This window comes from Pseudomonas sp. FBCC-B545, from assembly GCF_059134095.1.
This window is the reverse complement of the sequence record NZ_CP101441.1, coordinates 1,285,180-1,304,681: the sequence shown is the minus strand read 5'-3', so window position 1 is coordinate 1,304,681 and position 19,502 is coordinate 1,285,180. Positions and strand designations below refer to the sequence as shown.

The 19,502-nt window shown below is 60.5% G+C and carries 15 protein-coding genes and 1 tRNA gene; 1 reads left to right on the top strand and 15 read right to left on the bottom strand.

All coding sequences use genetic code 11. The features are described from left to right. The first annotated feature begins 104 nt into the window (after positions 1-104). On the top strand, positions 105-5,060 hold the full coding sequence (locus NMB39_RS05985; RefSeq protein WP_494339532.1) for a hemagglutinin repeat-containing protein: 4,956 nt from the start codon (positions 105-107) through the stop codon (positions 5,058-5,060). A 137-nt stretch (positions 5,061-5,197) separates the two neighbouring features. Here the strand turns inward: NMB39_RS05985 and NMB39_RS05980 are convergent, their stop codons facing one another. The 15 genes from NMB39_RS05980 to ruvA form a co-directional block, all read right to left on the bottom strand. Continuing rightward, positions 5,198-6,742, bottom strand: a complete 1,545-nt coding sequence (locus NMB39_RS05980) for an MDR family MFS transporter (RefSeq protein WP_494339533.1) — start codon at positions 6,740-6,742, stop codon at positions 5,198-5,200. Next, positions 6,735-7,886 carry an HlyD family secretion protein gene (locus tag NMB39_RS05975; protein WP_057023793.1) on the bottom strand — a complete coding sequence of 384 codons (1,152 nt, stop codon included), beginning with the start codon at positions 7,884-7,886 and terminating at the stop codon, positions 6,735-6,737. The genes NMB39_RS05980 and NMB39_RS05975 overlap by 8 nt, the downstream gene beginning before the upstream one ends. Then, positions 7,883-9,364 (bottom strand): TolC family protein, encoded by a 1,482-nt coding sequence (locus NMB39_RS05970; protein WP_494339534.1) that lies wholly within the window; start codon positions 9,362-9,364, stop codon positions 7,883-7,885. Before NMB39_RS05970 ends, NMB39_RS05975 begins: the two co-directional genes overlap by 4 nt. 259 nt (positions 9,365-9,623) lie before the next feature. After that, positions 9,624-10,364, bottom strand: coding sequence for an AraC family transcriptional regulator (locus tag NMB39_RS05965; protein WP_057023911.1), 741 nt, complete (start codon positions 10,362-10,364; stop codon positions 9,624-9,626). Between the two features lie 889 nt (positions 10,365-11,253). After that, positions 11,254-11,329: transfer RNA gene (locus NMB39_RS05960), tRNA-Lys, on the bottom strand. 123 nt (positions 11,330-11,452) lie between these two features. Continuing rightward, positions 11,453-12,100: a 7-carboxy-7-deazaguanine synthase QueE gene (gene queE, locus NMB39_RS05955; RefSeq protein WP_046069313.1), complete on the bottom strand. Its 648-nt coding sequence runs from the start codon at positions 12,098-12,100 to the stop codon at positions 11,453-11,455. 165 nt (positions 12,101-12,265) lie between these two features. Further along, positions 12,266-13,096 (bottom strand): tol-pal system protein YbgF, encoded by an 831-nt coding sequence (gene ybgF / locus NMB39_RS05950; protein ID WP_046069314.1) that lies wholly within the window; start codon positions 13,094-13,096, stop codon positions 12,266-12,268. 6 nt (positions 13,097-13,102) lie between these two features. After that, positions 13,103-13,603, bottom strand: a complete 501-nt coding sequence (gene pal / locus NMB39_RS05945; RefSeq protein ID WP_003193861.1) for a peptidoglycan-associated lipoprotein Pal — start codon at positions 13,601-13,603, stop codon at positions 13,103-13,105. 55 nt (positions 13,604-13,658) lie between these two features. Beyond that, the gene (tolB, locus tag NMB39_RS05940; RefSeq protein ID WP_034115766.1) at positions 13,659-14,939 is read right to left on the bottom strand and encodes a Tol-Pal system beta propeller repeat protein TolB; all 1,281 of its coding nucleotides are present in this window, start codon (positions 14,937-14,939) and stop codon (positions 13,659-13,661) included. Positions 14,940-14,956: 17 nt separating this feature from the next. Next, a complete protein-coding gene (gene tolA / locus NMB39_RS05935) occupies positions 14,957-16,030 on the bottom strand; it encodes a cell envelope integrity protein TolA (protein WP_003193863.1) in 1,074 nt (357 codons plus the stop codon). Further along, positions 16,030-16,482, bottom strand: a complete 453-nt coding sequence (gene tolR, locus NMB39_RS05930; protein ID WP_161793227.1) for a protein TolR — start codon at positions 16,480-16,482, stop codon at positions 16,030-16,032. Before tolR ends, tolA begins: the two co-directional genes overlap by 1 nt. 23 nt (positions 16,483-16,505) lie before the next feature. Then, on the bottom strand, positions 16,506-17,201 hold the full coding sequence (tolQ, locus tag NMB39_RS05925; protein WP_043049112.1) for a protein TolQ: 696 nt from the start codon (positions 17,199-17,201) through the stop codon (positions 16,506-16,508). 1 nt (position 17,202) lies between these two features. Next, positions 17,203-17,658 (bottom strand): tol-pal system-associated acyl-CoA thioesterase, encoded by a 456-nt coding sequence (gene ybgC, locus NMB39_RS05920; protein WP_057021613.1) that lies wholly within the window; start codon positions 17,656-17,658, stop codon positions 17,203-17,205. A 139-nt stretch (positions 17,659-17,797) separates the two neighbouring features. Beyond that, entirely contained in the window at positions 17,798-18,856 is a 1,059-nt protein-coding gene (ruvB, locus tag NMB39_RS05915; RefSeq protein WP_043051416.1) for a Holliday junction branch migration DNA helicase RuvB, read from the bottom strand. Further along, positions 18,857-19,468 carry a Holliday junction branch migration protein RuvA gene (gene ruvA, locus NMB39_RS05910; protein WP_003175802.1) on the bottom strand — a complete coding sequence of 204 codons (612 nt, stop codon included), beginning with the start codon at positions 19,466-19,468 and terminating at the stop codon, positions 18,857-18,859. It abuts the gene before it with no gap. Positions 19,469-19,502 lie beyond the last annotated feature (34 nt).

Sequence of the window (19,502 nt, the reverse complement as noted above, 5' to 3'; positions counted from 1 at the left end):
CCGCTGTTTTTTTAGCCTGAGACAACCGCCGTACCTGACCCGCCCAACAGCGTTGCAACGAACAACGCACGCCGTGGATCAGCCAACACAGAGCGAGATCATTTATGCCGAGTACTTCCCACAGCTTTCGCCTTTCGCCCCAGGGCAAACTGCGCTGGGCCATTGCCAGCCTGTTCCTGCTGCCCCAGCTTGCGCTCGCCGCGGGCGTGACCGTTGCCGAAGGGCCTGGCGGTACGCCGCAACTGCAAAACCAGGGCGGCGTGCCGATCGTCAATATCGTTGCGCCGAATGCCGGCGGCCTGTCCCATAATCAGTTTCTGGATTACAACGTCGACCGCCAGGGGCTGGTGCTGAACAATGCCTTGCAGGCCGACGTGTCCAAGCTCGCCGGGCAACTGGCGGCCAACCCGCAGTTCCAGGGCCAGGCGGCAAGCGTGATCCTCAACGAAGTGATCAGTCGCAATGCCTCGGCCCTCAACGGCGCCCAGGAGATTTTCGGCCAGGCCGCCGATTATGTGCTGGCCAACCCCAACGGCATTTCTGTGAATGGCGGCAGTTTCATCAACACCCCGAATGCCAACCTGGTGGTCGGCCGCCCTGAATTTGACAACGGCAAGCTGCAAGCCTTGAGCACCCGGGATGCCACCGGTCAGCTGACGGTGCAAGGCCAGGGCCTGCACAACCGCGAAGGCTCCATCAACCTGATCGCGCCACGTATCGACAGCAACGGCAGCATCAGTGCCCATGATCAATTGAACCTCACGGTCGGGCGCAACCAGGTCGATTTCGCCAGCGGGCAAGTCAGCCAGGCAGACCCGGCCAGCAAGACCCAGGACCAGCGTATCGACGCGCGCCTGTTCGGGGCGATGCTGGCCGGGCGCATCAATATCATCAGCACCGCCGATGGTGCCGGTGTGCGCGTGGGCGGCGTGCAGGTGCAAGGCACTGACAGCGTAAAGATCAGCTCGGCCGGCGACCTCGATATCAGCGGCCAGGTTCACGCCAACAGCCTCGACGCCACTCGCGCCGGTGTGCAGAGCCGCCAGGGCGATGTCGACTTGCACAGTGCCAGGGACTTGAACCTGGCGGCCACCGACGTCAGCGGGCGCAACGTCAAGCTTGCTGCCAGCCGCAACCTGACCCTCAGCAGCCTGGAAAGCCGCAAGCTTCAGGAAAAGCGTGAACAGTGGGACAACAGCAACTTCCTGTTCACCTACGAAACCTATGACCGCACCACCACCGACAAGGACTCGCGCCAGCACGGCAACAAGATCGTCGCGCAACAGGATGCCGCGCTGTCCTCCGGCGCCAGCACCGAGATCAAAGCCGGCCAGGTGCAAGCCGGTAGCGCCTTGCGCATCGACAGCGGCGCCGACCTGCAAGTGAACGCAGCCACCGAAACCCATGAAACCCGCGAACAGGGCAACCATCGCAAGCATTTGTGGAAAGCCAACTGGGACAAATCCAGCAGCGAACAGCGCAGCGTCACCAGCAGCCTCAAGGCTGGCAACTCACTGGTGCTGACCAGCAAGCAGAAACTGCAACTCCAGGGCGCCGAGCTGAAAACCCCGGGTGATATCCAGTTGGCCGGTGGCCAAATCGAAATCGCCAGCGCCAGCCGCACCCAAAGCAGCAGCGATAACGCCTACTCCGGCGACCTGACCGGTGGCAGCTTCTTCGGTAAGGAAGGCAACGGTAACCAGGGCAAAACCCTGAACACCGGCAGCAAGGTCAACGCCGACGGCAAGCTGATCGTCAAGGCCGACGACGTGCGCATCAGCGGCAGCCAGGCCCGTGGCGGCAAGCAGGCCAGCGTCATCAGCGACAACGGCTCGCTGGTGATCGACGGCGTACAGGACACCTCCCACGACAACCGCTACAGCAACGACAGCAAGTTCTTCGGCATCTCCAAGGACGAAAGCCGCAAGAACCTCAAGGACAGCACCATCGTCGCCAGCCACCTGCGCTCGGACAGCAACCTCAAGCTGCAAAGCGCCCAAGACATCACCGTCACTGGTTCCCAGGTGTCTGCCGGCGACGAACTGCAGGCACAGGCCAGGGGCGATATCAAGGTGGTTGCGGCCGAGAACACCACCCACGACACCACCAGCACGCACACCCGTGGCTTCGATAGCTACGCCAGGGAAACCGCCGACGGCAGCCGTCAATACCGTGCAGGGGTGAGCTATGAAGACCAGCAGCAAACCCGCAAGACTGACACCACCCGGCAGCAGGCTTCGAGCCTCAAGGGCGCCAGTGTGGCGGTAAGCGCTGGCGGCGATGTGAGCATCAAGGGCTCGGACCTCAAGGCGACCCAGGGCAATGCAAGCCTGAACGGTAAAAACGTCGCACTGTTGGCGGCCGATGACAGCAGTACCCAAGCCGTCGACAAGACCACCACCGGCGGTAGTTTCTACTACACCGGCGGCCTTGATCGGGCTGGCAGTGGCGCGCAATTCAGCCACCAGAGCAGCCACGACACAAACAGCAAAACCACCGCGCAAACCAGCACCGTGGCAGCGGCCGGCAAGCTGACCATCAACGTCAGCGACACCCTTACCAGCCAGGGCGCGCAGGTCAAGGCCGGCACCGAGTTGCAGGTCAACGCAGGCCGAATCGACAACCAGTCAGCCCATTCCACCGAAGCCAGCACCCATAAGGAAAACGGTTGGGCCGCCGATGTCGGCGCCAATGTGGAGTACAAAGGCATCACCCGCCCAATCGAAAAAGCCGTCGAAGGCGTGGCCCAGGTCAAGTTCCATCAGCCCGGTTTGCTGGACGCGCTCGAACAACCGAATGTCGGGCTGGACGTGGAAGTCGGACACACCCACAACACCCGCACACAGCAGGACAGCACGGCGGTGGTCAGCCAGTTCAGTGGCGCCACGGTGCAGGTCGATACCGCTGGGAAACTGCAGGATGCAGGCACTCAATATCGGGCCACCGATGGCGGGCTGACAATCAAGGCCGGCGAACATGTCGCCACGGCAGCGGCCAATACCTACGACAGCAGCGAGCAAGGCGTGGACGCCAAGGCGGGCGTGCGGATCTACACCACCACCGGTGAAGACCTGAATGTGCGCGGCAGCGGCTTGGGCGGCAGCAGCGATGTGCGTGAAACCAGCAGCACGGCGGTGGTCGGCAGCTATGCCGGCACCCAGGGGGTGAGCATCGAGGCCAAGGGCGATGCACGTTATGAAGGCAGCCAGTTCAACGGCGGCCAGGCCGGCGTCAACCTCAAGACCGGCGGTGAGTTGGCGCTCAACCAGGCCAACGACACCCAGAGCAAAAACAGCGGCACCTTGCGCGGTAACGGTTCATTGACCGTGGGCACCGCGCCGGGCGCCAATGGCAACAACGTCAACCTCGGTGCCGGTGTGCAACTGGATAACAAGCGCCTGGACACCCAGGACCGCCAGGCCCGCGTCGCGACGGTCCAGGGCAACGGGGCGATCCAGCTCAGCAGCGGCGGCGACATGACCCTGCAAGGCACGCAGATCGGCACCGCCAACGCCAAGACCGGCGATATCAGCCTCAATGCCGGGGGCAAGCTGGACCTGCAAGCCGCCACCAACAGCCACATCAGCAAAGGCAGCAACCTGGGCGGCGGCCTGACTGCCGGCGCCGGCAAGACCAGCACTGCCGAAAGCAGCAGCAAGACCGGCAGCCTCAGTGCCAATTTCAACATCGGCAAGGTGGCGGAAAATGACCAGGGAGTAGTCGTCGGGCAGGTGCACAGCAACGGCAAGGTCAGCCTCGCCAGTGGTGCCGACGCGGCCGATGCCCTGCACTTGCAGGGGACTCAGGTCAACGCGGCCAGCGTCGACCTCGACGCGCAGAACGGCGGCGTCCTGCAAGAGTCTGCACAGTCAACCCAGGCCCATGACAACTGGGGCGTGACCCTGGGCGCGGGTGGCAGCGTTGGCAAGACCACCTTGGCCGATGCCGGTGAGCACGCCACACCCAAGACCCAGCGCGGCATCAATGCGCGAGCCAAGGTCGACGTGGATCACCTGCAAAGCACCACCCAGCACGACAGCCTGATCAAGGCCGCCAACGTGGTCATCAACAGTGCCGGCGACATCCACCTGGCCGGGGCACGCATCGAAGCCGAGCAGGTGAGCGGCAAGGTAGGTGGCGATCTCATCGTCGAAAGTCGCAAGGACCAGGTCAACAGCACCCAGGTGAATGTCGATGCCAGGCTGGATGTGGAAAAAAACCAGCCCGGCGTGGTGGATAAACTCGCCACTGCCACCGGCCCGCTCAAGGACAAAGTGCAAGCCAAGGCCGAAGGTGCGTTCGACAAGCATCGCGACAAACTGGAGAACGTCGTCGACAAAAGCACCGGGCACCTGGCTTCGGCCAAGGACAAAGTGGTCAACGGCGTCGTCAACGCCAAGGAACGCCTGGAGGAAAAATTCACCCGCAGCGGTAGCTACGACGTGAACCCCGAGCCCCGTGGCGCTTTCGGCACCCGTGTGGACAAGGCCAAGGCTTACCTGGCGGACAAGAAGGAGGCCCTGGGCACACGCCTGTCGGGCTTCAAGGATAAGGTCTGGCCGAGAAACAGCGACAGCTACGTCGTCAGCGGCAAGAACACCACCGGCAGCTCGGTAGCCAATACCGCCGAAAGCGTGTTGTTCGGTGACAAGAGTGGCAACACCAACTACACCCCGACCCTGTATCTGGACGTCAGCCATGTGGTCAAGGACAGCGTCACCCAGGCGTCAGGCATTCGCGCAAGCCAGGGCGTCAATCTGCAGGTGAGCGGTGATACGCGCCTCACGGGTGCGCGGATCGGCGCCGAGCATGGCAAGGTCGAGCTGGGCGGTTCCAAAGTCACCGCTACGGCATTGGCCGGCAGCGGCTACCGTGCTGATGTCGGGCTGAACGTCTCGAAATCACCGGTCAACCTCGCACTGGGGGCCAAGGATGAATTGACTCAGAAACAGGACGACGCCACGCGCAAGGATCAAGCCTTCAACCTGGGACCACTGCGAGCGGGTGGGCACAGTGAAAGCCAGGTCTTGCAGGCAGGGATTGATCAAAGCATCAACTGAAGGTTAAGCACCCGATTTACTTAACGAAACAGATCCAAATGTGGGAGGGGGCTTGCTCCCGATTGCAGTGTGTCAGTCAGCTTATCTGTATCTGACCCACCGCTATCGGGAGCAAGCCCCCTCCCACATTTGTAGAGCTAATTCCTGGCTTGTTGCCGCAAGGCAAGGGCCGCCACACCACACAACACCAACGCAACACAGGACACGTAGAACGCGTCGCTGTAAGCCATCAGGTACGCCTCGCGCCGCACGGTACGGATCAGCCCCTCAAGTACCTGCTGCTGGGCGGGTAGCAATTGATTGAAAATAAACGCTTCGCTGTCGGCCATGCTGGCGCGCAAACGCTCCTGCAAGGACGGCGAAAACAAGGTGATCGACTCCCCTACCCGCTCGGAGTGAAAGCGTTCGCGCATGGCGACAATCTGCGTCAACCCCGCGGTGCCCACGGCACCACCCAGGTTACGCAGCATGGAGAACAAGGCAGAGGCGGAACCAGCTTCATCCTTGGCCAGGCCGGATACCGCCAGCACCGACAGCGCCACCATGATCAGCGGCTGTCCGATACCGCGCACCACCGTGGAAGGAATGATCACGTTGGCAGCGCTATCCACATCCAGATGCGCCCCCAGATAACACCCCAGCGCCATGATGAAAAAGCCGCTGGCAACCATCAGTTTCGGGTTGAGCCACTTCATCAGGCGTGGCATGAACGGCGCCAGCACCAGTTGCACCATGCCGTAGGCGATCAGGCTGATGCCGATCTCCCGTGCGTTGTAGCCCTGCAACTGCGAGAGGTAATTGGGCACCAGGAACACCAGGCCGAAGGTCGCCCCGCCGAAAATGAACATTGCCGCACTGGCCACCCCGAAGTTGTAGCTTTTGAGCAGGCGCAGGTTGATGAAGGAGCGGCTGCCATACAGCTGCGACAGCACGAAATACACCAGGGCAACGCCTGCAACCAGTGACATCCACACAATGAAATCGGAGCCGAACCAATCCTTGCGCCCGCCTTCTTCCAGTACGATCTGCAAGCCACCCAGGCCGACGATCATGGCCAGGATGCCGCCCCAGTCGCCGCGCTTGAGCAGGCTCAACTGCATAGGCTTGGCGTCGATGGACCACGCCACCGCCAGCAGCAACAGAATGCCCGGGGCCAGTTGCAGGTAGAAAATCCAGCGCCAGGAATAAGCATCCGTCAGCCAGCCACCGATGGACGGCCCGGCGGCCTGGGCAACGCTGTTGGACAGGGCGAACAAGGCCATGCCCATGGCAATCTTGCTCGGCGGCAGCTCGGTGATGATCAACTGGAATGACAACGGGATCAGCACCGCGCCGGCCGCGCCCTGGATCACCCGAATGATGATCATCACTTCCAGGTTGGGCGCCCAGGAGCAGGCAATGGACGCCACCAGGAATACAAACGAACCCACCAGCATCACCCGGCGCAGGGAGAACACCTGCACCAGCCAGGCGGTCAGCGGGATCATTACGATCTCCGCGACCAAATAGGCGGTGGAGATCCACGAGCCCTCCTCGAACGTCGCCCCCAGGGAGCCTTCGATTTCCGGCAATGCGGCGCTGGTCACGTGCACGTTCATGCCGGCCATGAAACAGCCGAACAGCCCACCGATCACTGCGACCCAGGCGCGAAAGGAGACGCTCTTTTCAGCGGCTTCAGTCATTTGCCGCGCCCTGGTTGGCTGGCCGGGTATCGACCGTGGTGACCACCGACATACCAGGCAGGATAGGCCCGCCCTGATCATGCTCATCGATGACAATCTTCACTGGGAAGCGCTGCACGATCTTGGTGAAGTTGCCGGTGGCGTTGTCCGACGGCAACAATGCGAACACCGCCCCCGAACCTGGCGAGAAACTCACCACGTGGCCCTTGAGCTTGCGTCCTGAATAACTGTCGATGCTGATGTTCACGGGTTGGCCGGCGCGCATGTCGCGCAACTGGGTTTCCTTGTAGTTGGCCACCACGTAGGCCTGCTGCAAGGGCACCACCGCCAGCAGCGGCAGGCCTGGCGCGACGTACTGTCGGGTGCGCACTTTACGCTGCCCCACCACCCCGTCGATGGGCGAGCGGATCAAGGTGTCTTCCTGGGCATGGGTCGCCAGGTTCAACTGCGCCTGGGCCTCGCTGCGCCGGGCAATCTGTTGTTGGAGCGAAGCTTGGGCCAATTGGCGACGACTGATGGCAACGGTCAACCGGGCTTCCTGTTGACGTTGCATGGCCTTGGCAATTTCCACCGCGGCATTGGCCTGGGTGTAGCTGGCGGCCGCCGTTTCCAGACGCTGGGCACTGGCGGCGTGTTCGCGCACCAACCCTTCGTAGCGGCGCTGGTCGAGGCGTGCGCGGTGCAACTCGGCGGCCACGCTGCGGGCGTGGGCCTGAGCCTGGGCAACGCCGGCCTGTTGCTGGGCGATCAGGCTGTCGGTGACGCGCAGGTTGGCCTCTTGCGCCGCCACCGAGGCCTGGGTTTCGGCCAGTTGTGCACGGGCCTGTGCCAAGCGTGCCTGGTAGTCACGGTCCTCGATGCGCACCAGCACATCCCCGGCCTTGACGGGCTGGTCGTCCTCCACCAACACCTGGGCCACATACCCGGAGACCTTGGGGCTGATGGGAATCCAGTCGGCACGCACATAGGCATCATCGGTCTGTTCCAGATACCGGCCGACCGTCATCCAGTACACGCCGAACGCCACCGCTGCGATCAACAGCGCCGCGCCGCCCAGCAGGATCAGGTGCCGTTTGCGACGTTGCTTGCGCGTATGCGCCGATTCATCCTGGACAGCAGTTGTTTCATCAACGGCGATATTCATGGCTGGGTACCGGAAAAAGTGGTGTAAGCGTGGGTGGGAGCTGAAGGCTGCCAACCACCGCCAAGCGCCCGAAACAGGCTGATCTGGCGTTGAAGCAACTGGCCGTCGGCGTCGGCGCGAGTGGCCTGCAAGCGGATTAGTTCACGCTCGCTGTCCAGCACGTCCAGGAAATCGATAGACCCCGCGTCGTAGTTGAATTGGGCCAACCTGTAGGCGTGGCGGCTGCTGTCCAGCGCCTGGCTCAAGGCCGCGTGGCGCTGGCGTTCGCCGTCGTATAACGCCAGGGCCTGGCGCACCTCCTTGAGGGCGTTGAGCACGCTGGCCTCGAATTGCGCCACCTCTACCTGCTCAAGCGCCCGCGCCTGCTTGACCCGCGCGCGGTTGGCGCGCCAATTGGGGAACTGCCAGGTGATCAGCGGGCCAATGCCGAACATCACCGCGCTGCTGTTGCCCAGCTCATGGGGCCTGTTGGCCGATGAAGACACCGAGGCGCCGAAGGTCACCTTCGGATACAGGTCGGCCTGCACGATATCCACTTGCAGCGTGGCCGCCTGCAACGCTCGCTCGGCCTGACGGATATCGGGGCGGCGTGCCAATAATTGCCAGCCATCACCCACCGGAAGTTCGGCATTGAGTTGTGGCACCACTTCACAGCTCGCAGCGCCAGCGCTTTGTTCCAGATCAGCCACGCCGGTCAGCATCGCCAGCTCGTACAGCGCCGCTTGCCGACGCGCCTCGAGCATCGGCAGCAAGGCCTGGGTTTCGCTCTGCAGGGCTTGCATGCGCGTGTATTCAAGGTCCGTCACCACACCGGCCTGGCGCTGGCGATCGATCAACGCCAGGCTGCGCCCGACCACGTCCAACGAATGACGCTGGACCTTGGCACGTGCACCGAGGGCGCAAGCATTCACATAGGCGCGGGTGGTTTGCGCCACGATTGTAATGCGCAACAGGTCTTCGGCGTCCTGCGCCGCCGCGGCTTGCACCTGGGCTCGTTCGATCGTGCGCTGGACCTGGCCCCACACATCCACTTGATACGCCAACTCCATGCCGGGGTTGAACGCCCATTCCGACGGTGCATGGCTATCGGTGGCCTTGGCCAGGGTCTGGTCATCGGCGGTCTTGCCGTAAGCGGCACCCAATGACGCTTGGGTGGACGGCCAGCGCTCGGCATCAGCCTGCATGATCCCGGCCAGCATCGCCTGCACATGGGACTGGGCCGCCGCCAGGTCACGGTTGTGCAGCAATGCCTGCTGCACCAGCCCATCGAGCTGTGGATCGTTGTACAACTGCCACCAGCGCTCGGGTAATGCCTGGGCCGAAACACCTTGCGGCAAGTGGCTCAGGGCATTGATGCGCTCTGGATGTGACTGTGCAGGCGGGTGAGCAACCCAGGACGAACAACCCGCCGACAACGCCAGCGCAATGCCCAGCAGCGCAAGACGGCCATGCCATGGGGGAAAAGAAGGCGAACCCATCGAAGAAATCCAGAAGGCCAAGTAGAGACCCAGCGTAAGAGCGCAACGGGGTGCGAATCTCCCGAGTTCCGGACAACCATCGTTTTGATTGGGACAAAGTGCGCAGTGGCTTGGCAGTACTCAATCCAAATGTGGGAGGGGGCTTGCCCCCGATGAGGGAGTATCAGTTAGCAAATCTGTAACTGACCTACCGCCATCGGGGGCAAGCCCCCTCCCACTTTGGACCGAGGCTGACAGGTAAGCCTGTCGCCAAGTTAAATCACACCAATCGACAGTTACTCGGGGTGTAACCCATGGTGCGCTTGAACATCGCAGTAAACGCACTCGGGCTCTGATAACCATGCTCCAGCGCCACTTCCAGGATCGACACGCCACAGGCCAGGCGCTGCATGCTGAGCAACAGCCGCGTGCGCTTGCGCCATTCGCCATAACTCATGCCCAACTCTTTCTGGAACAGCCGCGCCAAGGTACGCGAACTCATATTGAGCTGCAGCGCCCAACTCTCCAGTGTCGACTCCTGGGAAGGGTTGTCGATAAAGCCCGCACACAACGACTTGAGCCTCGGCTCATCCGGGATCGGCACATGCGCCAGCACACGTTGTGCCCGGTCGAGCTCCGAGAAAATCAACTCGACAATCTGCGCGTGGCGCAACAACGCCGGCTCACTGTCGAGCTTATCCCCCGCAGAGACGATCAGCTCACGCAACAGCGGCGAAACCCTGATGACCTCGCACTCCGTCGTCAAGCCACGATGCGCCCCCGGCGAGATCAACAAGGTACGCATACGCACTTCACCGGTCATGCGGATCTGATGCTCCCTCCCCGAAGGCACCCACAATGCATGCCCGGAAGGCACCACCCAGGCCGTCGCCTCCACCGACACCAGCATCACGCCGTTGATGGCATAGACGAGCTGGCCCTCGTCATGTCGATGGGGCGCCACGATGTGGCCATGTTCATAGTTAGCGGCGAGTGCGGCTAATGGGGTATGTGCGTTCATTTCAGCAGGCCGCGAGCAGGTCAGGTCGGCCACTGTTGGACGGATCCTTGGGCATCATGTCGCCTCTCCTTTTTTTGAACAGCGTGACCCATTGGGCCTCAGTGGCCACTGGATCCAATACTAAACAAAGAAAGGGTAAGGGGAATTGCGTATTGGGGTGGGTAGCGTGAAAAAACGTCGAGTAAAAATTAAAAAAACCAAAATATCGGCGAGTAGATTTCAAGGAAAAAAAATTATTGCTTTGGGGATAACAGGGGCTCGCAAAGAGTCCCTGTTCGGGGTTAACCCTAAAACGCATGACGCGCCTTGACCATCACCCCATCAGCATCAAACCCACTACGCGCCTGCCGGGTATAGCTGGCGCCCACCGTCTGCCAGCCAAGCGCACACCCACGGCTTCACGATTATCACGCTGGCCCGACCCGACTCTCTGGTCAGTACCGGCCCAGGATAGGAAAATTTTGGATTGAAGGCTGCTCTTGATCGACAATCAGCATCTGATCGCAGCTGGCACCGCGTCGGTGTGGACAGGCCAAGTTCCAGGCAAAAAAAACCGGCCTCATGTTCAGGGATCAACTTGCGAACTTGAGTACCGCCTCAAGTTCATCTTCATCGTCACCGTAGGTGCCCCCGGTCAGTTCAAAGCCCATGCGTGGGATCAGAGAGAGGAGTAAGGGGCTACATGCGGCGACAGCTAGAATGGTCACCGAGCGCGCAGGAATGGAAACCGGTGGGCTACAAAAAAATGATGTGAGCGCTGACGGCTGCATATCAGACAGGTGGGGCGGTTTTTCTGCAAGCTTGCAGCTTCGCCCTCAATTCACAGGCAAAAAAAAACCCGGAAATCCTCACTTGCGTGGGCCTTCCGGATTTTCTAAACCGCCAAAAATGGTGGGTCGTGTGGGATTCGAACCTACGACCAATTGGTTAAAAGCCAACTGCTCTACCAACTGAGCTAACGACCCGCTGTGTGGTGGCGCGTATAATACTGATTTCTAAGGATTATTCAACACCTTATTTGAAATAAATCAGAAAAAACGCATTTGAACTGTAATTCGGTCGGTAGAACGCCTCTCGCAGCCGCGTGATCAGCGCCCTGGCTCGTCATTCCACAGGTATTTATGCAACTGCAGTTGCAGGCGCACCGGCAGGTTGTCCGCCACGACCCAATCAGCCAGGTCGCGAGCGTTGAGGTCGTGGTGGCTGGGCGAGAACAGCACCTCGCCCGCACGTCGATCCAGGCCGTATTGGATCAGCTTGGAGCTGGCCCAGTCATAATCGTCACGGGAACAGATCACGAATTTGACCTGATCATTGGCCGTCAGCAGGTCCATGTTTGCGTACAGGTTGCGATGCGCTTCCTTGGAGCCTGGCGTCTTGAGGTCGACCACCCGGCTTACACGCGGATCGACAGCGGAAATGTCCAGGGCGCCACTGGTTTCCAGTGAGACCTCATAACCGGCGTCACACAACTGCTTGAGCAAGGGAATGGCATTGGGTTGCGCCAGTGGCTCACCGCCCGTCACACAGACGTAGCGCGGCCGGTAGCTGGCAACCTGTTCCAGGATGTCGTCGAGGGTGCGCACGGTGCCGCCACTGAAGGCGTAGGCGCTGTCACAGTATTGGCAACGCAATGGGCAGCCGGTCAACCGCACAAATACAGTGGGCAGGCCGGCAGTACGCGTTTCACCCTGCAACGAGTAAAAGACTTCGGTAATACGTAATGTGTCTTGCATAGTCGCCACGGGCGTAACAGCTAAACAGGCTGTCCGCCTCCGTCAGGCACTTCAAGGGATTGCGCCAACGCGCCAACCCCAGGAAGCGTGTTTCATAAAAGGGCGTGGATTCTAACGAAAAAACCCGCGCCAGGCGCGGGTTTCTTCTCAACGGGAAAGATGCGCTTACAAGCGCTGCAGATCCCGCTGGGCCAACTGGGCGGCGGACGTCCCCGGATATTGGGCAACCACCTGTTGCAGAATGCCTTTGACCTTGTCGGTATGACCCAGGCGGCGTTCTACGTCAGCAAGCTTGTACAGCGAATCCGGCACCTTGGCGTGCTTGGGGTACAACTGGCTGACCTTGGCGAAAGCCTGGCCTGCCCCCTGCAAATCGCCCTTTGCCAGGTTGACCTCGCCCAACCAGTACTGGGCGTTGCCCGCGTACTGGCTGTTGGGGTACTTGCGCAGGAATGCGGTAAAGGCCTGGCTGGCCTTATCGAAATCCTTGGCTTTGATCAGGTCGAAGGCTGCATCGTAATACAGCTTTTCCTTCGCTGGATCACCCGGTTCGCTGCTGGCGGCAGGGGCAGCCGCGGCGGCCCCAGCTGCTGCGCCACCGGCGGCAGCGCTTGGCGCGCCACCGGTAGAAGAATTATCAGGAGTAGCGGCAGGTGCAACACCGGCTCCAATACGACGATCAAGATCCTGGTATCGCTCCAGGCCTTCCTGCTTGAGCTGGTTCACCTGATTCTGCAGCACTTCAATGGCGCCTTGTTGCTGCGACAATTGATCCTGCATGCGTTGCAGTTGGTTGAACAGCTCGCCCTGTGCCGAGGGAGCGGACGTAGCCGCTCCCCCAGCATAGGCGCCGTTCGTGCCATAACCCGCTGGCGGATAACTGCTCCCGCTATTGTTATAGCCTGAGTTGCTATCCGTTACAGGAACCGCAGCCCACACCGCAAGCGGTGCGAGGCTGAGAGCCAATACAGTTAGAGCACGACGGCACGTTCGCATGACGAATTACTTACGCAGTTCGACGCGACGGTTCTGAGCCCACGACTGTTCGTCGTTGCCAGTTGCAACTGGACGCTCTTTACCGTAGGAAACCAGTTCCAGTTGGCCTGGAGCAACACCTTGCAGTACCAGGTAGCGCTGAACGGCTTTCGCACGACGCTCGCCCAGTGCCATGTTGTACTCACGAGTACCACGGGCGTCAGTGTTACCTTCCAGAACAACGCGAGCGCCGTTAGCTTTCAGGTCCTTGGCGTGAACGTCCAGAGCGCGCATGGCTTCTGGCTTCAGGTCCGAACTGTCGTATTCGAAGTAGAAGGTGGTGATAGCGCGCAGAGCAGCTTCTTCGCTCAGGGAGCCGTCAACTGCACCAGTGTTAGCGCCGTAACCAGCGTTTGGATCAACAGCAGCGCCTTCACCGGCATTGTCGCCGCCTTTAGAGGAGCAACCAACGGCTACGGACAGAGCCAGAGCCAGAGCAGCAAACTTACCAAACTTCAGCATTTCCATCGTGAAACTCCTAATGAACCCCAGTGTGTTAAGCAAATCTTTTTGTAGCGCCGCGTCAGTTCAGGTAAGGGGACCAGGATGGTTCTCTGACTTCGCCTTGTGCGGTAGGAAGCGGGAGCCTTACGCGTCCGTTAATGGACACGAGCATCAAGACTCCCCGGCCCTGCTGGCGGGTGGCGTAGATTACCATGGTGCCGTTGGGCGCAACAGTGGCTGACTCATCAAGGTTGGTATCTGTAAGGATTTTCACGGTTCCGCGCTGCAAATCCTGGGCCGCAACCCGGAAATTAGTGAAACCATCCTGACGGTGAATCATCACCAACGTCTTTTCATCGGCCGAAAGCTTAGGGTTGGCGTTGTAGTTACCGATAAAGGTCACACGCTCAGCACCCCCACCGTTCACGTTTGCCTTGTAGACCTGAGGCTTGCCGCCGCGGTCGGAGGTGAAATAGATGGTGGAACCATCTTTACCCCAGAACGGTTCGGTGTTGATACCCGGGCCGCTGGTCACGCGACTCAGTTGGCGCGAGGCCATGTTCATCACGTAGATATCCGGGTTGCCGTCCTTGGACAGTACGAAAGCCAGGCGCGAACCATCCGGCGACCAGGCCGGTGCACCATTAAGGCCTTCAAAGTTGGTGATCTGCTCCCGGCGACCCGTATCAATGTGCTGCACGAAGATACGCGGACGGCGCTGTTCGAACGATACATAGGCGATACGCTTGCCGTCCGGCGCAAAGCGCGGCGACAGGATAGGCTCACGGGACTGCAGCAAGGTCACTGCACGTGCGCCGTCGTAGTCCGAACGTTGCAAGGTGTAGCGGGTGTTGTCCACCGAGAAACGCTCAGCCGTCACATACAGCAGGCGTGTCGAGAAAGCGCCCTTGATACCGGTAAGCTTTTCAAACGACTGGTCCGAGATGTAGTGGGCCATGTCGCGCAGTTGCTCTGCGGTACCCGATACGCTGCCGGTCAGGACCTGCTGCTCGGTAGCCACGTTGAACAAGGTGTACTGGATCTGCAGGCGACCGCCGGCCGGCGTGATGTTGCCGACCATCAGGTACTGCGCGCCCACGGCTTTCCAGTCACGGAACACGACTTCGCTGGCCTGGTTGGGCTGGCTGATCATGTTGCCTTTGGGAATCGGCGCGTAGTAACCGGAGTTACGCAGGTCGTCGCTGACGATCTGGGCCATGTCGTCCGGCAGCACGCTGCCGCCCTGCCAACCGAAGGGTACGACTGCGATCGGGGTGGCCCGATCGCTGCCGCTGGTTACCAGGATGTTCTTTTCATCCGCCGCCGCTATCCCTGCCATACAGCAAATAACGACAAGCATTCCTCGAAGAAGGTTTCTCACAAGGCTAGATCCTCAGGTGTGAATGTCATCTTGAATGAACGATAGGGAGCGAAGTCACTTGGTTTCATTCCCTGCATCTCGGTCAACCGGCCAATATTCTTGACCGCGGCAACCGCCGAACTGTCGAACGAACCGTCACCACTGGACTTGGCCACGCTGACCGAAGTCACCGTACCGTCCGGCAACATGCCGATCTGCAGCACTACTGTCATGCCTTTGCGTGCCGAAGGTGGACGTGTCCAGCCTTCCGCTGCCCGCGCCCGAATCAGGTCGTCGAAACTGCCCGCGACTTCATCACCACGCTCATCGGCCAAGGCTTGCTGACGCTGCGGCGTGTCGGAAAGCAAATCTGCCAGGGCCTGGGCCTTTTTCTCTTCGGCGGATTTGCGTGCTGCTTCCTGGGCCTTCTTCTTGGAGGCGTCGGCGGCAGCTTTCTTCTTCGCTTCGTCGGCGACTTTCTTTTTCGCCTCGTCTGCTTCAGCTTTTTTCTTGGCGTCTTCGGCGGCTTTCTTCTTCGCGTCTTCGACTATCTTTTTCTTGGCTTCTTCAGCGGCCTTTTTCTTGGCCTCTTCTTCGGCAGCCTTCTTGGCTTCTTCTTCAGATTTCTTCTTGGCTATATCAGCCAGTTGTTTCTCTTCGGCCTTTTTCGCTTCGGCAGCTTTCTCGGCTTTCTTGGCTTCATCAGCCTTTTTCGCCTCGTCAGCTTTCTTGGCTTCGTCAGCCTTTTTCGATTCCTCGGCCTTTTGAGCCGCCTCTTCTTTCTTTTGTTCCGCAGCAGCCTTCACCGCTTCCTGCTCGACCTTCTTCTGTTCCATCTGCTCGACTTCAGTCTGGCGCGCAGCCGACTTCTGGGCCTCACCCGCAATCTTCTGATTGGTCTGGGTGGTGGCCTGGCTTTTCGATTTCAGCTGATACAGGGTCGCCTGCACGATCGGCTTGGCTGGCGGCAGGTCGGGAGTCATGGCAAAGCTGACGAACAGCATGCCGAACACCAGCACGTGCAGGGCAATTGCCCACACGCCAGGCCAGAAGTAGCTTTCCGAGGCGGACGGCTCTCGCTGTTGCTGCATCAGGGCGCCTCGGTAATCAAGCCAACGTTACCGACGCCGGCCTTCTGCAGCCCGCCCATGGCGCCCATGACGGAACCGTAGTCGACCGATTTGTCGCCGCGGATGAACACCTGGGTGTGCTTGCCGCCTTCGTTGCCGGAGCGAATGATCTTGGTCACCGCATCGGTCATCGCCGGCAAGGTCAGGGCCTTGTCCTGCTGCTTCTGGGTGTCGACTTCGCTGCCAAGGTTCCAGTAGTAGGTCTTGTCAGCCTTGATCGAAATGGTCAGGACCTGAGTGTTGTTGTCCTGCGGCAAGGCTTCACTGGAAACCTTGGGCAGATCAACCTTCACGCCCTGGTTGAGCATCGGCGCGGTCACCATGAAGATCACCAGCAGCACCAGCATCACGTCGATGTAGGGCACTACGTTCATCTCGGCGACCGGCTTGCGCTTTTTGCGAGCTCGAGCGATTAAAGCCATTGGGAATTACCTGCTTATTCTTCGCTGGTGTGCACTTTACGGTGCAGGATCGCCTGGAATTCATCGGCGAAGGTGTAGTAACGGCCGATCAAGGTTTCGCTGGTTGCAGCAAAACGGTTGTAGGCGATTACTGCGGGGATCGCGGCGAACAGGCCGATCGCGGTGGCGATCAGGGCTTCGGCAATACCCGGGGCCACGGTGGCCAGCGTTGCTTGCTGGGCCTGGGCCAGGCCGCGGAAGGAGTTCATGATCCCCCACACGGTACCGAACAGGCCGATGTACGGGCTGACGGAACCTACGGTGGCAAGGTACGGCAGGCCTTGCTCGAGCTTTTCTTCCTCACGGGAGATGGCCACGCGCATGGCGCGGGCGACACCTTCCATCACGGCTTCCGGGTCAACCCCAGGCTGCTGGCGCAGGCGCGAGAATTCCTTGAAGCCGGCGCGGAAGATCTGCTCGACGCCCGAATCCGGGTCCGGGTTGCTGCCGGCCTGGCGATAAAGCTTGGACAGGTCGATACCCGACCAGAAGCGCTCTTCAAAGCTCTCCAGGGCACGTCGACCGGCGCGCAGCATATTGCTGCGCTGAAAAATCATGACCCAAGAGGTAACCGATGCGGCTACCAGGGTCAGCATGACCAGTTGAACCACGACACTGGCATTGCTGACCAGGCTCCACATGGAGGAATGGTCGACGACGGTAGGTTCCACGCTAAATCTCCTGCTTTGATTGTTGACCCGCGCCGCTCACGGCAGCAAAGGCCGCACGTAGAGTTTCGGGAATGGCCCGAGGTTTCAAGCTGTTGGTGCGCACACACGCCACCAGGAACTGCCCCTCGCAGAGCAGCGTTGCATCCGTGGCCCGCCTGACCTGCTGTTTGAAGCGCAGGCTGACACGGTTCAATTCGATGACTTCAGCGCTGACCAGCAACTCATCGTCCAGTCGCGCCGGTGCGTGGTAACGCGCCTCGCTGGAATGCACGACGAATAACAGGTCCTCCCCTGCAAGCTGGGATTGGGCAAAGCCCAGCTCCCGTAGCCGCTCGGTGCGAGCCCGCTCCATGAACTTGAGGTAGTTGACGTAATACACGATGCCGCCGGCATCGGTGTCCTCGTAATAAACGCGACAGCGATGTGCGAACGACTGATCCCCGTTTTGCGCGCGCATACTCTAGTGCTTACTCCTCAGGTTGCCAATTGGCTGGACAACTGTTTTTTCAATACCTGAAAACATTTCCACTGCCTGAATGACGACACCAGACACTGGGACAGCACAAACTTCAGATAAATCGTCTGGCGTGACCTTTTTAATCGTCCCCTGCATCGAGGAATTCGTCTACAGCAGGCATCTCCCCCAATCGTGACGGAATATTTAACCCGAAGTGCAGGTAAGCGTGGCGCGTGACCACCCTGCCCCTCGGTGTACGCATGATGTAGCCCTGCTGGATCAGGTATGGCTCCAGCACATCCTCGATAGTATGGCGCTCTTCACTGATGGCCGCGGCCAGGCTGTCCACGCCGACCGGGCCACCGTCGAATTTCTCGATCATGGTCAAGAGCAGGCGCCGGTCCTGGTGATCGAAGCCATGTTCATCCACGTCCAGCAGGTTCAATGCCAGGTCCGCCACCGCCTTGGTGATATGACCCTTGGCACGCACCTCGGCAAAGTCGCGCACCCGGCGCAGCAAGCGGTTGGCAATCCGTGGCGTACCGCGGGCGCGGCGGGCGATTTCAAAGGCACCCTCCGGGTCCAGGGGCAAGCCCAGGATGCTCGCCGAACGGCTGACGATGGTCGCAAGGTCGGCAGTGCTATAGAACTCTAGACGCTGAACAATGCCGAAACGGTCTCGCAGCGGGTTGGTCAGCATGCCCGCGCGGGTGGTCGCCCCGACCAGGGTGAACGGTGGCAGGTCGAGCTTGATCGAACGGGCCGCCGGGCCTTCGCCGATCATGATGTCGAGCTGGAAGTCCTCCATCGCCGGGTACAGCACCTCCTCGACAATCGGCGACAACCGATGGATCTCATCGATAAACAGCACATCGTGGGGTTCAAGATTGGTCAGCAGCGCCGCCAGGTCGCCAGGCCGCTCCAGCACCGGGCCGGAGGTGGACTTGATCGACACGCCCATTTCCTGGGCGATGATATTGGCCAGGGTGGTCTTGCCCAACCCCGGCGGGCCGAAGATCAAAGTGTGGTCCAGGGACTCACTGCGACCCCGCGCAGCCTGGATGAACAGCTCCATCTGCTCGCGCACGGTAGGCTGGCCGATATACTCGGCCAGGCTCAGGGGGCGGATGGCCCGGTCCTGGACTTCTTCACGGTCACGCGGGCCGGTGGCCGCGATCAGACGATCAGCTTCAATCACTTAAATCATTCCCTTCAGGGCTCGGCGGATCATGTCTTCGCTGCTCAGGTTCTTGTCCTTGATGGCCGATACCGCCTTGCTCGCCTCCTGGGGCTTGTAGCCCAGGGAGATCAGCGCACTGACCGCATCGCTTTCGGCGCTGGCGACCTGGCCTGCCGGCATATCCGGCTGGTTCGGTACCAGAGCGAACATGCTCGGCACCACCTCCCAGGCCTTGAAGCGATCCTTGAGCTCCACCAACAGGCGCTCGGCGGTCTTCTTGCCCACGCCCGGCACCTTGGTCAGGGCCGAGGTGTCCTGGGCGGAAACGGCACGTACCAGCTCATCCACTTCCAGGCTCGACATTAACGCCAGCGCCAGTTTCGGCCCCACACCATTGAGACGGATCAGTTCGCGGAAGAAATCGCGGTCGCGCTTGCCGATGAAACCATAGAGCAGTTGCGCGTCTTCACGCACCACTAAATGCGTGTGCAAGGTTATCGGCTCGCCGACCGACGGCAGGCGATACAAGGTGGTCATGGGCACTTCCAGCTCATAACCCAATCCATTCACATCCAGAATCAGGTGCGGCGGCTGTTTCTCAGCCAGGGTGCCGCGCAAGCGTCCAATCACGGTTCAGATCCTTAAGGCTTGAGGGTCAGGTCAG

Coding starts and splice junctions, on each gene's coding strand:
- NMB39_RS05985 (WP_494339532.1), top strand. CDS start 105: ATGCCGAGTACTTCCCACAGCTTTCGCCTTTCGCCCCAGGGCAAACTG.
- NMB39_RS05980 (WP_494339533.1), bottom strand. CDS start 6,742: ATGACTGAAGCCGCTGAAAAGAGCGTCTCCTTTCGCGCCTGGGTCGCA.
- NMB39_RS05975 (WP_057023793.1), bottom strand. CDS start 7,886: ATGAATATCGCCGTTGATGAAACAACTGCTGTCCAGGATGAATCGGCG.
- NMB39_RS05970 (WP_494339534.1), bottom strand. CDS start 9,364: ATGGGTTCGCCTTCTTTTCCCCCATGGCATGGCCGTCTTGCGCTGCTG.
- NMB39_RS05965 (WP_057023911.1), bottom strand. CDS start 10,364: ATGAACGCACATACCCCATTAGCCGCACTCGCCGCTAACTATGAACAT.
- queE (WP_046069313.1), bottom strand. CDS start 12,100: ATGCAAGACACATTACGTATTACCGAAGTCTTTTACTCGTTGCAGGGT.
- ybgF (WP_046069314.1), bottom strand. CDS start 13,096: ATGCGAACGTGCCGTCGTGCTCTAACTGTATTGGCTCTCAGCCTCGCA.
- pal (WP_003193861.1), bottom strand. CDS start 13,603: ATGGAAATGCTGAAGTTTGGTAAGTTTGCTGCTCTGGCTCTGGCTCTG.
- tolB (WP_034115766.1), bottom strand. CDS start 14,939: ATGCTTGTCGTTATTTGCTGTATGGCAGGGATAGCGGCGGCGGATGAA.
- tolA (WP_003193863.1), bottom strand. CDS start 16,030: ATGCAGCAACAGCGAGAGCCGTCCGCCTCGGAAAGCTACTTCTGGCCT.
- ybgC (WP_057021613.1), bottom strand. CDS start 17,658: ATGCGCGCGCAAAACGGGGATCAGTCGTTCGCACATCGCTGTCGCGTT.